Consider the following 253-nt stretch of genomic DNA (forward strand, 5'->3'; position numbering starts at 1 on the left):
CCCCCGCCACAGTTCGCTAGGCACGGGGCGCACATACTGAACCACCACGCAACCCAACGAACCGGCGGGATAACGCACCCCTGCCGAACCCGCAGAAACCACCTGAGGAATCGGTGTCGTCCGTAGTGACATCAGGGTGTCCGAGCTCTGCGAGGACAGGTCCCCTGTAGGAACGAGGACGAACACCGATTCCTCAACCCATGAAGACTGCATTTCAAGGGGAACGCAAAAATCCCGCCGATTCCGAAGAATC

The organism is Rothia sp. HMSC072E10, assembly GCF_001813965.1.
Taxonomy (GTDB): Bacteria; Actinomycetota; Actinomycetes; order Actinomycetales; family Micrococcaceae; genus Rothia; species Rothia mucilaginosa_A.